The 13,194-nt window shown below is 35.3% G+C and carries 12 protein-coding genes; 2 read left to right on the top strand and 10 right to left on the bottom strand.

Annotation, left to right across the window (positions count from 1 at the left end; genetic code table 11):
• Positions 1-56: 56 nt before the first annotated feature.
• From FLA105534_RS14725 to rpsF, 5 genes are all read right to left on the bottom strand, one after another.
• Complete coding sequence (locus FLA105534_RS14725) at positions 57-530, bottom strand: DUF6495 family protein (RefSeq protein ID WP_173966879.1); 474 nt, start codon at positions 528-530, stop codon at positions 57-59.
• 118 nt (positions 531-648) lie between these two features.
• The gene (locus FLA105534_RS14720; protein WP_173966878.1) at positions 649-3,819 is read right to left on the bottom strand and encodes a TonB-dependent receptor; all 3,171 of its coding nucleotides are present in this window, start codon (positions 3,817-3,819) and stop codon (positions 649-651) included.
• Positions 3,820-3,919: 100 nt separating this feature from the next.
• Positions 3,920-4,360: a 50S ribosomal protein L9 gene (gene rplI / locus FLA105534_RS14715; RefSeq protein WP_173966877.1), complete on the bottom strand. Its 441-nt coding sequence runs from the start codon at positions 4,358-4,360 to the stop codon at positions 3,920-3,922.
• A 66-nt stretch (positions 4,361-4,426) separates the two neighbouring features.
• The gene (gene rpsR, locus FLA105534_RS14710; RefSeq protein WP_002987043.1) at positions 4,427-4,723 is read right to left on the bottom strand and encodes a 30S ribosomal protein S18; all 297 of its coding nucleotides are present in this window, start codon (positions 4,721-4,723) and stop codon (positions 4,427-4,429) included.
• A gap of 5 nt (positions 4,724-4,728) precedes the next feature.
• Complete coding sequence (gene rpsF / locus FLA105534_RS14705; protein ID WP_041518692.1) at positions 4,729-5,070, bottom strand: 30S ribosomal protein S6; 342 nt, start codon at positions 5,068-5,070, stop codon at positions 4,729-4,731.
• Positions 5,071-5,247: 177 nt separating this feature from the next.
• On the opposite strand from rpsF, the gene FLA105534_RS14700 reads away from it, so the two are divergent.
• Entirely contained in the window at positions 5,248-5,946 is a 699-nt protein-coding gene (locus FLA105534_RS14700) for a LytR/AlgR family response regulator transcription factor (RefSeq protein WP_173966876.1), read from the top strand.
• Here FLA105534_RS14700 and priA read toward each other — a convergent pair whose 3' ends face one another.
• From priA to nadC, 5 genes are all read right to left on the bottom strand, one after another.
• A complete protein-coding gene (gene priA / locus FLA105534_RS14695) occupies positions 5,947-8,397 on the bottom strand; it encodes a replication restart helicase PriA (protein ID WP_173966875.1) in 2,451 nt (816 codons plus the stop codon). It abuts the gene before it with no gap.
• Positions 8,398-8,487: 90 nt separating this feature from the next.
• Positions 8,488-9,228 (bottom strand): subclass B1 metallo-beta-lactamase, encoded by a 741-nt coding sequence (bla-B1-FLAV, locus tag FLA105534_RS14690; RefSeq protein ID WP_173966874.1) that lies wholly within the window; start codon positions 9,226-9,228, stop codon positions 8,488-8,490.
• A 17-nt stretch (positions 9,229-9,245) separates the two neighbouring features.
• Positions 9,246-9,677 (bottom strand): DUF2147 domain-containing protein, encoded by a 432-nt coding sequence (locus FLA105534_RS14685; protein WP_173966873.1) that lies wholly within the window; start codon positions 9,675-9,677, stop codon positions 9,246-9,248.
• A gap of 1 nt (position 9,678) precedes the next feature.
• A complete protein-coding gene (locus tag FLA105534_RS14680) occupies positions 9,679-10,602 on the bottom strand; it encodes a YihY/virulence factor BrkB family protein (RefSeq protein WP_173966872.1) in 924 nt (307 codons plus the stop codon).
• Between the two features lie 145 nt (positions 10,603-10,747).
• Positions 10,748-11,605 (bottom strand): carboxylating nicotinate-nucleotide diphosphorylase, encoded by an 858-nt coding sequence (gene nadC, locus FLA105534_RS14675; protein WP_173966871.1) that lies wholly within the window; start codon positions 11,603-11,605, stop codon positions 10,748-10,750.
• Between the two features lie 193 nt (positions 11,606-11,798).
• Here nadC and FLA105534_RS14670 point away from each other — a divergent pair, with 193 nt between their 5' ends.
• Positions 11,799-12,899 carry a DNA alkylation repair protein gene (locus FLA105534_RS14670; RefSeq protein WP_173966870.1) on the top strand — a complete coding sequence of 367 codons (1,101 nt, stop codon included), beginning with the start codon at positions 11,799-11,801 and terminating at the stop codon, positions 12,897-12,899.
• The last annotated feature ends 295 nt before the right edge of the window (positions 12,900-13,194 follow it).

Here is a 13,194-nt window from a genome sequence, read left to right as displayed (position 1 = left end):
CATTTAAATATCAAATGTTTACCTATTTCAAACCTTTAAAACTTCAAAAAGAGCAATTACGATTCAATAATAGAATTAATTTGCTTAAACAATTGTCCGTCACTTAAGAATGCTCCCTGCTGAATTAATTCAAAAATAGAAGCATTTCGATCTTCTGTAAATACTTTTTTGCCTACTTTCATTTCTATATTTTCGGTAAACATATTATCCGACAGCCATTGCAAACCCTCTTTAGTCAGAAAATCAGTTTCAGCAACCACCGATTTTAATACTATAGACTGCACATGGGTTTCAAAACACTGAAATAAAAAGATATGGTTTTTAGAAAAATGCTCCAAAAATTCTGCTCTCGACAAAACACCTTCCCAGATCAAATCTGAAAAAACATCCAGTTCCTGCTCCGCAACTTCCGGTTTATTTACTTTAAGAGCATCCCACTCTGCTTTATCAATAGCCTGCGTTGCCAAAAAGCTGGCAAATTCTGCGTGCAATTCATCAAATTGCTCTTTTGTTAATCTTGCGTACTTCATTATTTTTCTTGTGTTAAACACTCTAAAAAGAGCTTGTATAAAATTCCGGAACTTTTTTTGTATCCATAAAAAAAGCCCCCGCAAATGCGAGGGCAAATTTATAACTTTTTTTGCTTTACTAAAAAATGTATCGTATACCAAATTGCGCCTGCCATCTCGACATTAAACTGGCATCATAATTAAACGTTTTGGTCTGCGTTCCATTAAAAGTATAAGTTGGGGTATTCCCAACAACTTTAACCCCAATAGGCTGAACGCTTGTAGGCACCTGAACCACTCCCCAGTCTGAATTTAGCAGGTTTCCAAAATTCAAAACATCAATACTAAACTGAATTGTATTCTTCTTATCAGAAGCTGAAGAAATCTTGAAATTATAATCCTGTAGTACCTTCAGATCACATCTTCCTCTCCAGGGAGATATGGCACCGTAACGCTCTGCATACTGACCTCTTCTGTTTTTCATATATTTATCCTGAGCGATAAATTGATCAAAAGCAGCCCCTTCTCCCGCTGCACTAAAGTTCATTAGCGTTATCTCAGCTGTTGTAGGGATATAAATTAAATCGTTTACATTGGAACCGTCCCCGTTAATATCTCCTCCGTATGTATAATTAAAGCGTCCTCCCTGTGCATATTCAAAAACAGCAGAAACCGTTGTTGCCCATTTGTCTTTTCCATACTTCCATTTTTTAGAACCTACTGCTATAAAACGGTGATTGTCTCCGTATTTAGAATTCGAAAGCACATCATTGTTTACATTTCCTAAGGCTGGATTAAAAGCAAAAGCATCTCCTGTAATTTCAGCTTCGATAGAGTTCACATCCTTTGATTTCAGGTAATTATAAGCTACACTGGCATAAAGACCATTTTCGAAGTTTTTCTGCACTTTTAGCGTTGCATTAAAAGCGCTCCCCTTATCTGAATTTGTCATTACATAAGCATTGTTTGCTCCCTTATCTGCCGCTAGGTAAATAGACCTGTTGTCGACACCCGCCAATGTACCAGTTGGTGCTTTTAATCCCCAGTTCTGAACGTGTACCGCATTGATATCTCTATTGTAAGACAAATCTGCTGTTACGATATAATTGCTTTCAAACCGGTGATCAAATCCGAGGCTCGTTCTCCAAACCTGTGGCCATTTATAATCCGGATCCATAATCTGGAAAAAGCTGTCGTCGGCACCGCTCACCTGATTGCCTAACCAAACAAAAGGAATTCTTCCGGTAAAAACTCCTGAGCCTCCACGAAGCTGCGAAGTAGCATCGCCATTAACATCCCAGTTGAAACCAACTCTAGGCGACCATAAAATCCGGTCACTTGGTAAATCGGTGGAAATTAACTTAACAGCCTGACCCGTTTGCGGATTAAAATAATCGGTATTGTTATTTCTTTTGCCTCCGCCATTATCAGTATCTATGTATTTCTGAATCAAATCGGCAGTATTAAAATACAAGGGCTTGTCAATTCTTAATCCTAACGACAACTTAAAATCATCTCCAATACTGATGTCGTCCTGGGCGTAAAATGCCAATTGTCCTACATTCAATTCGGCCAATTTCCATCCTCCATTACTTCCCACCTCAAAATTACTTTTAGTCGCAAAAACATCCTGAGCATACTTTAAATTCTGCGCAATAATACTGGTAGCAAAAGGCTTGGCAGCATCATTTAAAAAGTCCTGCGTTGTAAAATAAGGTGTAAAAAAGGTTCCGGCATATCCGTTTGGATTTCCAAAATTGTCATAACCGGCCAGATTAAAGGAGTTCGCAAACTTAAACTTTTCAAAAGAAGCTCCAAAAGTAAAAGCATGTTTACCCACGTTATAATTCAAATTATTTGTAATCTGAATTACTTTCTGATCTAAAGTATTATTAATAGAAAAAGGTTCATGTCCTGCAATAATATAATTAGAACCCGCTCCATCCTGAATATTAATTACAGGAGCCGGAACTGAAAATGGCACCCTGTAGTCATTAAAATGCGAATATCCGGCCTGCAGTTTATTTGAAACCGATTCACTGAATTTTGAGTTTAATTCAATCAGGAAAGAACTCAGGTTATTGTTAATCTGATACCCTGCATTTCTAAACTGCAAAATGGAAGCATTTGGTCCTCTGAAACCCAAAGCTGTAGGGTGTGCCGGTTTGTCTTTTGAAGCATCTAGAAAATTATAAATAACCGCCAGTTTATGATTGTCATTGATATTCCAGTCAATTTTAATAATTCCTTTATTCGAATTAGATTCGTGCTTAAATCCCTGATAAGGCCCTGTATCATATCCTAACTTAGCCAAAGCACTTGAAACCGCTATTAAATCCGATTCCAAAACCCTAGATTCATTAATTCCGGTCACACCGTCATTGTTATTAGCAACGAAATTTGACCCTAAATCACTTCGCTTGTCGATTTCAAAATTCCCAAAAATAAACAGTTTATCTTTAATAATAGGAGCGCCTAAGCTAAAACCCGCCTGGGTTTGTTCTAAAGTGGGTACGAATATTTTTTCTCCTTTTATCTTACTTCCCGTCAAATCCTGATTCCTGTAAAAACCATAGGCCGTACCGTGAAACTCGTTTGTACCCGACTTGGTTACAGCATTGACCGAAGCTCCGGTAAAACCCGACAAAGTAACATCGTAAGGAGCTGTTGCTACCTGAATCTGCTCAATAGCATCAAGCGAAATAGGCTGTGATCCTGTCTGTCCTCCAGGTGTTGCAGCATCCAGTCCAAACGGATTATTAAATACCGCACCATTTAAAGAGTAGTTGTTATACTGATCGTTTCTTCCTCCAAAAGATCCCCCGCTTGCAGTTGGCTCCAAACGCGTGAAATCTTCTGCCGATCTGGAAATGGTAGGCAAAGCTGTTAACTCCCGTTTTCCAATTGTAGTTTCAGCTCCCGTTTTTCCACTTTTAAAAACTTTATCCTTAGAAACGATTTTCACCTCTTCCAATGTCTGGCTTTCATCTTCCAAAACAACGTCTAGATTAAAAGGTTTCCCCAGATCGAGATTCAAGTCAGTATATTCGTGATTTCGAAAGCCTACAAAAGTCACTACAATTTTGTAGGGACCTCCAATTCTCATGTTCAAAATATTAAACCTTCCGTCTTCGTTGGAAACAGCTGAATATTTACTTCCTGTAGGAGTATGAATTGCTAAGATAGTAGCACCAGGCAAGAGCTCGTTGGCAGAACTCTTGATAATCCCCTTAATACTCGACGTTGTGGTTTGCCCGATAGTAGTGGTTATGGCAAACACACCTAGTAATAATGCAAAAATTTTTTTCATTTTCCTGGTTTTGAGAGTGTTATTCCTCTCAAAATTAGGCAAAAAAAAACCACTCCTAGGAGTGGTTTTTATATTTTATTAACAAGAAGTTAACAAAATGTTATTTTTCAGCGATAATCTCGTATGCTAATTCAACAATAACATCTCTGTGTAAACGGATGCTAGCTGTATATTTTCCAGTACGTTTTACGATACCACTAGTGATGAATTTTCTATCAATAGCGTTACCTGATTTCTCTAAAGCTTCAGCAATGTCGATGTTAGTGATAGAACCAAAAAGTTTCTCTCCACCAGCTTTTGCAGTAAGTTTAATTTCAAGAGCTTTTAAAGTTTCAGCTAATGCTTTTGCATCAGCAACAACTTTAGCTTCTTTATGTGCTCTTTGTTTTAGATTTTCAGCTAAAACTTTTTTAGCAGAAGGAGTTGCCAAAGTAGCAAAACCTTGAGGAATTAAAAAGTTACGACCGTAACCAGGTTTTACAGATACTACATCATCTTTAAATCCTAAGTTTTGTACGTCTTGTTTTAAAATAAGTTCCATGTTGTTGTCCTTATATTTTAGAAGTTAGGTTCTGACTCAACAGAAACCAGCGACTAGAGTTTTTAATTATTTTAATAAATCGGCCACGTATGGCATTAAAGCTAAGTGACGAGCTCTTTTTACAGCTACAGAAACTTTTCTTTGGTATTTTAATGAAGTTCCAGTTAAACGACGAGGAAGAATTTTTCCTTGCTCATTCACGAATTTCAATAAGAAATCAGCATCTTTATAATCGATGTATTTGATTCCTGATTTTTTGAAACGGCAATACTTTTTAGTCTTGTTTGTTTCAATGTTTAAAGGCGTTAAATATCTGATATCTCCGTCTTTTTTTCCTTTTGCAGATTGCTCGATTGTAGACATAATAATTACGCTTTAGTAGATTTTAATTTAGCTCTTCTTCTTTCCGCCCATGAAATAGCATGTTTATCTAAACTTACAGTTAAGAAACGCATAACTCTTTCGTCACGTCTAAATTCAGTTTCAAAAGCAATTAGAACTTCTCCAGATACTTTGAATTCGAATAAGTGATAAAAACCACTTTTTTTGTTTTGGATTTCGTAAGCCATTTTTTTCAGACCCCAATCCTCTTTCGATACCATTTCAGCTCCTCTACTAGTAAGAAATTCTTCAAATTTCGTTACTGTTTCCTTCACCTGAACCTCAGATAAAACGGGATTTAAAATGAAAACAGTTTCATAATGATTCATAAATACAATATTTATTTGTTAAAATTGGGTGCAAAAGTAACCATAAATTTTAAATATCCAACACTTTTTTACTTTTATTCGTTGTACAACAAAAAATACATGCCAATTTTAGTTTTTTTCTTAAAAAAATAATACATTTACTATTGCTATCCTGAATTTATTCTAAATTTTAATGTTATGAAACTAAACTGTGTTGTTGTAGATGATAGTTCTATACAAAGGACTATTATTGCAAAATTAGTTAATAATCACCCAGGTTTGCATTTAATCGGGGATTTTTCTAATGCAATAGAGGCAAAAAGCTGTATCTCTCTAAATAATATCGATTTAATATTTCTTGATATAGAAATGCCCGTTATTAATGGGTTTGATTTTCTTGACGGGCTAAAATCTAAGCCACAAATTATATTCATTACTTCTAAAGCAGAATATGCTTTAAAAGCATTTGACTATGATGCTACGGATTACCTTCAGAAACCTATTGCCGTAGATCGTTTTAATGCTTCTGTAAAAAGAGCCATCGATATGCATTTGCTAAAAAAAGATATCAAAGAAGAAGAGGGCGAACACATATTCATTAAAAGCAATCTTAAAAAGCTCAAAATATTCACAGCAAAAATCAAATGGATAGAAGCTTTTGGTGATTATGTAAGAGTGGTTACCGAAGACGATAGCAATCTGGTACTTTCGACTATGAAATCTTTTGAAAATGACCTTTCAAAAGAAAAATTTATTCGTGTACATAAGTCCTATATTATTAACATTGATAAAGTAGAACGCTTTAACAGTAAATTTGCCGAGATAGGTATTACCAAAATTCCGCTTAGCCGAAACAAAAAAGAAGATTTAGTAAAAGCATTATCAACGTCGTCTTAATTAATAAAAGTCAACGTTTGCAACAACCTTTATAGCTCTGTACTGAGCCACAGCTTCAAAACTATTCAGCATTTTCTGAATAGTTTTTTTAGTATTTACCAAATGCAGGTTCTGCGGAATCTTGATCAGAATGGTTCTGATATACTCATTCCTGATTCTACTGATTGCAGGTTCTTCAGGTCCCAGTACCGGCATATTTAAATTCTGGCTTAAAACCTGATACAACCACATAGACCCTTCTTTTAACTTATCGAAATCGCGATGCTTTAAAGTCAGTTTTATAATTCTGAAATAAGGTGGGTATTTGTAAATCTGGCGATCATACAATTGCTCCTTATACATACCTATATAATTATGATTGGTAACCTGCTGAATCGTGTTATGATTTGGATTATAGGTTTGAATTACAACTTTCCCTTGTTTTTCTGATCTTCCGGCTCTTCCCGCGACTTGCGTCATCATCTGATAACTGCGTTCAAAAGCTCTGAAATCCGGATGATGCAGCATATTATCCGCATTCATAATTCCGACCAAACTTACATTATCAAAATCCAGTCCTTTTGCCAGCATTTGTGTACCGACCAAAATATCAATTTCACGATTTTTAAAAGAATCAATTATTTTTTCAAAACCATACTTTCCTCGGGTTGTATCCTGATCCATTCGTCCGGTTTTAGCTTTAGGAAAAAGAGTGACCAGTTCCTGTTCAATCTGCTCCGTACCAAATCCTTTAGTGGTCAAATCGATACTTGAACAGCTATGACAATGTGTTGGCTTTGCAATAGAGTAACCACAGTAATGACAACGCAGCTGATTTTTATGTTTATGAAAGGTCAGACTTACATCGCACTGCTGGCAATGTGGTACATGACCACAAGTCATACATTCTATTATAGGTGAATATCCACGTCTGTTCTGAAACAAAATGATCTGTTCACCCAAAGATAAAGCCTCTGCAATTTCCTCAATTAAAAGATCACTAAAATGCCCCGTCATTCTTTTCCTAAATTGCTTGTCTTTCAAATCAACCAGAACAATTTCCGGCATTCGAACATTATTATAACGCTCAGTAAGTGACACCAGACCGTACTTATCTGCCTGTGCATTAAAATAGGTTTCAATACTTGGTGTCGCCGAACCTAACAATACTTTTGCCTTATGGAAATTAGCCAAAACAATTGCTGCATCCCTGGCATGATAACGCGGTGCAGGATCTGTCTGTTTAAAAGTCTGCTCGTGCTCTTCATCAACAATCAATAAACCTAAATTATCAAAAGGCAGAAACAATGCCGACCTAGCCCCTATTACTATTTGAGCTTTCTCCGAATTTTCAAGTGTCTGCTTCCAAACCTCTACTCTTTCATTATTACTGTATTTAGAATGGAAAACCGCCACCTTATCTCCAAAATAAAGCCTTAATCTGGAAACTAATTGTGTGGTCAAAGCAATTTCCGGCAACAAATACAAAATCTGTCTTCCGGTTGCAAGATACTCTTCAATAAGCTTGATATAAATTTCTGTTTTTCCGCTTGAGGTAACACCATGAAGCAGGCAAACTTCTTTTTCTAAAAGATTCTCTTTGATAGCAGTAAAAGCTTTTCCCTGCGCTTCACTCAACAGCAATTGCTGATCTGTTGTTTGCCCCGTAAACAAAACTCTGTCTTGCTGCAAAAGATACTCTTCAAAAATTTCTTTATCAATCAGTGCTTTAACCACAGCCGAAGTTGAATTTGAAACCTCAACCAGTTTTTTTACCGTAATCGGTTTTTTCTCAGACGCCATAATCTGAAAATAAGCCAATACAATTTCCTTTTGTTTGTTGGCATTTTTTAAAACCTCCAACAATTCGCCTAAACCATTATCCGATTCGTATTTAGCGTGCAATTTCACATAACGAACCAGTTTTGGCTTGTACCCTTCTTTAATCTCTTCTTCTAAAACAATAATGTTTCTGGCAATCATTTTTTGAAGAACAGGAAGAATATTTTTCTTATTTAACATCGAAATAATCTCCTGAACCTTTAAAGAACTTTGTTGCTGCAGGGCTTCATAAACCAAAAACTCATCGTCCGAAAGTTCATTTTGATCCACTACTGCATCCACTTTATACGAAATAATAGTTTCACTCTCCAACAACAATCCACTTGGGAAAGCGCCACGGTACACATCCCCAATAGCGCACATATAATAATTCGCTACCCAAAGCCAGTGTTTAATCTGAACTTCGGTTGCGATCGGTTTCTCATCTAATATCTCATGAATTTCCTTGGCTTCATACAAGCCAGGTTCGTTTTGATGCAAATCAATCACTAATGCTGTATAAATTTTACTTTTACCAAATGGTACAGCAACCCTCATTCCCTTTTTAATAAAATGAAATTCAGCTTCAGAAACACGATACGTAAAAGTTTTAACCAAAGAAAGCGGCAAAACGACTTCAACAAAAAACATGTAAATATTTTATAGAATTTATAAATGACGATTTAGCTCCAAAACCAAATCTTAACAACTGTAACTCTTTGATACAGCAAAAACAGATTACTACTTAGTAACCTTAGTCCCGTTGTATTCCTGCGTCAGTTTGAGTGTATGCTTTAAAGAGGTCAAATCCTTCCAATCGTCATGACCTGTAACAATGTATTTTGGGTTTTTAAATTTCGACTGCGCTCTCAAAATAGATTTCTGCCATTCTTTCACGTCTGCATCTCCCAGATAACCTAAATCTTTTGCTTCGGCGCTTTTAATAAAACAGCCTCCGTAAAGCACTTTTTCTTTATTAAACCAAACTACAATATTGTCAGGCGCATGACCTTTTCCCGGGTAATAAACCTCAAAAGTATATTTACCTACCGTAAATAGAGTATCATTTGGAATAACAAATTCCGCTCTTTCTTCTTTGTTTTTTTTCAGAATTTCGTCTGTTAGTTTTATTGTATAGGTTTTGATTCCTTTTTTTCGGTAAAACTCCAAACCTCCTGCCCTGTCTTCATGTGAATGCGTAGCAAAACACATTATAACCTCTTTATGATGCCTTGTCTTTATACTATCCAACAAAGGCTGAAACTGTGTTTTATCCCAGGGAGCATCAAACAATACAACTCCTTTAGCTGTAACAAGATACATGGCATTTGCCGAAATCTGTGTTCCTTTATATTCATGAAACGTCCTATAAACATAAAAGTCACCCGTAAGATGACTTATTTGTAATGGCGAATTCTTAGATTGTGCAAAACTATTGGATAGCTGTGCCAGGACTAAAACAATCAATGCTAATTTTCGCATTTTATTTTTTTTTGAAATTAATTCTTCACTCTGCTCCAATATTGTGTTCTTCCCATGATAGAAATACCAACATAACCACGAAGTTTAAGTTTATCCGCAGATTCTAATGCAATATAACATTTGTATTTTTTCCCGTTTGTTGGATCCAAGATTGTTCCTCCACTGTATTCAGAACCGTCTTTTTTAAGTCCATTGATAACGACCATCCCCAGAATTGGCTTGTTTTTATCTGCTCCATCACATTTAGTACATAAGTCCTTTTTGTGGTTTTCGCGAAGTATTTCTACAATTTTACCATACACTTTACCTGATTTTTCATAAATCTCTACAACTGATTTTGCTTCACCAGTTTCATCATCAACTGTTTTCCATTTTCCAATTACACCCTGACCTTGAATTGTGCCTAATGTTAGAAAAAAAACACCAATCGTTAACATCCAATTTTTCATATTATTTATTTTTTTTTTGTTTTAATTTTCTGATAGAGGCATTCAATTCAAATCCCAAAAGCAGAATCATACAGTTTATCCAAATGTAAAACATTAGAATTAATAATGTACCAATCGAACCATAAAGTTCGTTATATTTTGAGAATTTTATAACCCAAATCCCAAAAAAGAATGAAGATATCACAATTAAAATGGTTGTAAAAACAGACCCAATGCTTATAAAAGGCACTTTATTATACTGCTTCGTACCATAACGCAATAAAATTGAAGATGTTATCAGAATCATTAAAATAACAAACAAATACCTCCCTAAAATAATCAGCGGAATACGATCACTCAACACATCCTGAATGATTGTTTTTTGAATAAAGACCTCAAAAACAACAATGGTTGCCACTGTTACAAACAATATAATGGTCATCACAAGCGAAATCGCCAGCGCCACCAAATACTGGCTTAAAAAACCACGCTTGTCAAAAACATGTTTCGAAGACTCAAAACCACTCAATATTCCATTAATACCATTCGCCATTAAAAATATCGAAAGCAAAAAACCTGATGACAATAAACCGGAATGACTATTGTTTAAAATATCACTTATAATTTTGCTGATCGCATCGTATGTATTTGGAGGAACGCCTTGCTGTACAAACTGTAAAAAATCCTGTTGAAATCCTTCAATAGGTATAAAAGGGATCAAGTTTAAAATAAATAACGCAAAAGGAAACAAAGCCATAAAAAAGCTGAACGAAACAGCGCTCGCATGATACGAAAATGCTCCTTCAATAATACCAATCGTATACATTTCAAGCAAATCATACAACGAAAAACCTTCCAGCCAGGGCAATTTTATTCTCTTGAAAAAGTACACTACAGATCGCACAACCGGAATTTTGTCGATCCGGTCTTCTATCTCTTTTGACATATTTATTTTAGATTTTTAGATAGTTAGATTCTTAAATTGCCAGATACTCGATAATTAAATTTACACAAGCTATGCCTTTATTTACTCACATTTCACACCTAACATTTTTCATTTTACATTTTACATTTTACATTTCACAACTCACTTAAAAAGCCTTCAGACTTAAATCCATGTTGTAAACAGAATGCGTTAGAGCTCCAGACGAAATATAGTTTACACCGCAAAGTCCATATTCACGAATCGTTTTTTCGTTGATATTTCCTGAAGATTCCGTCTGGCATTTTTTACCAATTAATTGCACAGCCGTTTTAGTGTCTTCATAATTAAAATTATCGATTAGAATTCTGTGAACTCCCTCACTCAAAAGAATCTCGCGAATCTCATCTAAATTTCTGGCTTCGACTATAATTTTCAAATCTAAATCATTCGCTGCTAAATAGTCTCTGGTTTTCTTGATGGCAAGTGTAATTCCACCCGCAAAATCAATATGATTGTCTTTCAGCATAACCATATCATACAAGGCAAAACGATGGTTTTCTCCTCCTCCGATTTTTACCGCCCATTTTTCGGCAACCCTGAAATTTGGAGTCGTTTTACGCGTATCTAATATTTTAGCTCCGGTTCCTTCCAGTAACTGAACATACTGATCTGTTTTGGTAGCAATTGCCGACATACGCTGCATGGTATTCAAGACAACTCTTTCTGCTTTCAAAATAGACTGAGAACTTCCCGAAACTTCAAAAACCACATCACCGTATTCTACATGAGTTCCATCTTCTATAAAAGTTTTCACTTTTAATTTTGGATCTACATATTCAAAAACCATTTTCGCCAAGGCAACACCTGCAATAATCCCCTGATCTTTAACTAATAATTTAGCCTGACCGTGTGCCGTGTCCGGAATACAAGCCAGAGAACTATAATCTCCCGTGCCTACATCTTCCCGAATTGCATTACTGATCAATAGTTGTAATTCGTCTTGAAACTGTACTTCGCTAATCATTTTTCTTAAATTTTATGAGATGCTAAAGTAGGATATATTTTGTGGATTTGAAAGCTTAGCTTTGATTTTAAAATGTACAAACCATTAAAAAAGTTTGAAAGATTAAGTGTTCATTCCTAACTAAACTTAATCCATTAATCGTTCAAAAAATTAAAGAACAATAAATACCTTTGAGGTTCATTCAAACAAAACCATGGGATTAATTAAAGACATATACTCGGTTGCTTTTTACGAAAAATTTGGTCAGGCCGTAGCAGAAGTACATCCAACATTCGATAAACATAAATTTATTGAGGCTATTTATGAAGGTGACTTTGGTCAAAAAGAATGGAAAGACCGTATGAAACATACCACTGTTGTTTTGCACCAGTTTATGCCTCAAAATTTTCCGGAAGCCATTTCTTTACTTGATAAAATCATTGAAAATCTAAAGAAAAACAGCTTCACAGATAGCAATCTCGCCTTTATTTTCTTTGCAGACTATATCGAAATGTATGGTTTGGATGATTTTAAAACTTCGACAAAGGCCTTCGTTTCGATCACACAATTTATAAGCTGTGAGTTTGCCGTTCGTCCTTTCATTTTAAAGTACAAAGAAGAAATGACCGACGAAATGACCAAATGGTCCCTGCACGAAAACCATCATGTTCGCCGATTGGCCAGCGAAGGAAGCCGGTCAAGATTACCTTGGGCTATGGCAATTCCGTATCTAAAAAAAGACCCTGCCTCTATTCTCCCTATTTTAGAGAACCTTAAAAATGATCCTTCGGAATATGTGCGTCGAAGCGTCGCCAATAACCTGAACGATATTGTAAAAGACAATCCGCAAATCGTCTTAAAAATTGCCCGTAATTGGAAAGGTCACAGCAAAGAAACTGACGGAATTATCAAACACGGCTGTCGTACTTTACTAAAACAGGGGCATCCTGAAATCCTGAGTCATTATGGACTGGAAAGTACCAATATTGAACTTTCTTCTTTCGAAATCAAAACACCAATTGTAAAAATTGGAGATTATCTGCAGTTTCACTTTCATCTGAACAATAAAAATAATGAACCGAAAACGATTCGTTTAGAATATGCTGTTCACTATAGAAAAGCGAAAGGGCATCTGGCAAAAAAAGTCTTTAGAATTAGTGAGAAGATTTATCTCCCAAATGAAACCATTAAAGTAGAGCGAAACCAATCGTTCAAAATCATTACAACACGTGTTTTTCATACCGGAAAACATCAGTTATCGATTATTATCAATGGAACTGAAAGCGAAACACTCGATTTTGAATTGATTGAATGATTAACACAAGAACACGAATTAGAAAAATTAACACAAATTGATTGAGTAAATTTTTAAACACATAGAAACATAGTTTTTGATTGTACATATAAAGTCATTTCATTTTAAATAAGACTCATAGTTTTATGAAAAAATCTTGATTTTCTTAAACCTTCCTCCGCATCCAATTTAGGGTTCTATGTTTCTATGCGTTCAATCATTACACAAAATTAGTTCGTGAAAATTGGTGTAATTGGTGTTCTTTTTCAATTCAAATCAAATCTTTTTTAATTCTATTCCTTACTTTTATAAAGAA

It is taken from the genome of Flavobacterium collinsii (genome assembly GCF_902804485.1).
In the GTDB taxonomy this organism is placed as follows: Bacteria; Bacteroidota; Bacteroidia; order Flavobacteriales; family Flavobacteriaceae; genus Flavobacterium; species Flavobacterium collinsii.
This window is presented reverse-complemented; position numbering and strand designations above follow the sequence as displayed.

Excerpts from the sequence above, each read along its gene's own strand:
- FLA105534_RS14725 (WP_173966879.1), bottom strand. The coding sequence starts at position 530 with ATGAAGTACGCAAGATTAACAAAAGAGCAATTTGATGAATTGCACGCA.
- FLA105534_RS14720 (WP_173966878.1), bottom strand. The coding sequence starts at position 3,819 with ATGAAAAAAATTTTTGCATTATTACTAGGTGTGTTTGCCATAACCACT.
- rplI (WP_173966877.1), bottom strand. The coding sequence starts at position 4,360 with ATGGAACTTATTTTAAAACAAGACGTACAAAACTTAGGATTTAAAGAT.
- rpsR (WP_002987043.1), bottom strand. The coding sequence starts at position 4,723 with ATGTCTACAATCGAGCAATCTGCAAAAGGAAAAAAAGACGGAGATATC.
- rpsF (WP_041518692.1), bottom strand. The coding sequence starts at position 5,070 with ATGAATCATTATGAAACTGTTTTCATTTTAAATCCCGTTTTATCTGAG.
- FLA105534_RS14700 (WP_173966876.1), top strand. The coding sequence starts at position 5,248 with ATGAAACTAAACTGTGTTGTTGTAGATGATAGTTCTATACAAAGGACT.
- priA (WP_173966875.1), bottom strand. The coding sequence starts at position 8,397 with ATGTTTTTTGTTGAAGTCGTTTTGCCGCTTTCTTTGGTTAAAACTTTT.
- bla-B1-FLAV (WP_173966874.1), bottom strand. The coding sequence starts at position 9,228 with ATGCGAAAATTAGCATTGATTGTTTTAGTCCTGGCACAGCTATCCAAT.
- FLA105534_RS14685 (WP_173966873.1), bottom strand. The coding sequence starts at position 9,677 with ATGAAAAATTGGATGTTAACGATTGGTGTTTTTTTTCTAACATTAGGC.
- FLA105534_RS14680 (WP_173966872.1), bottom strand. The coding sequence starts at position 10,602 with ATGTCAAAAGAGATAGAAGACCGGATCGACAAAATTCCGGTTGTGCGA.
- nadC (WP_173966871.1), bottom strand. The coding sequence starts at position 11,605 with ATGATTAGCGAAGTACAGTTTCAAGACGAATTACAACTATTGATCAGT.
- FLA105534_RS14670 (WP_173966870.1), top strand. The coding sequence starts at position 11,799 with ATGGGATTAATTAAAGACATATACTCGGTTGCTTTTTACGAAAAATTT.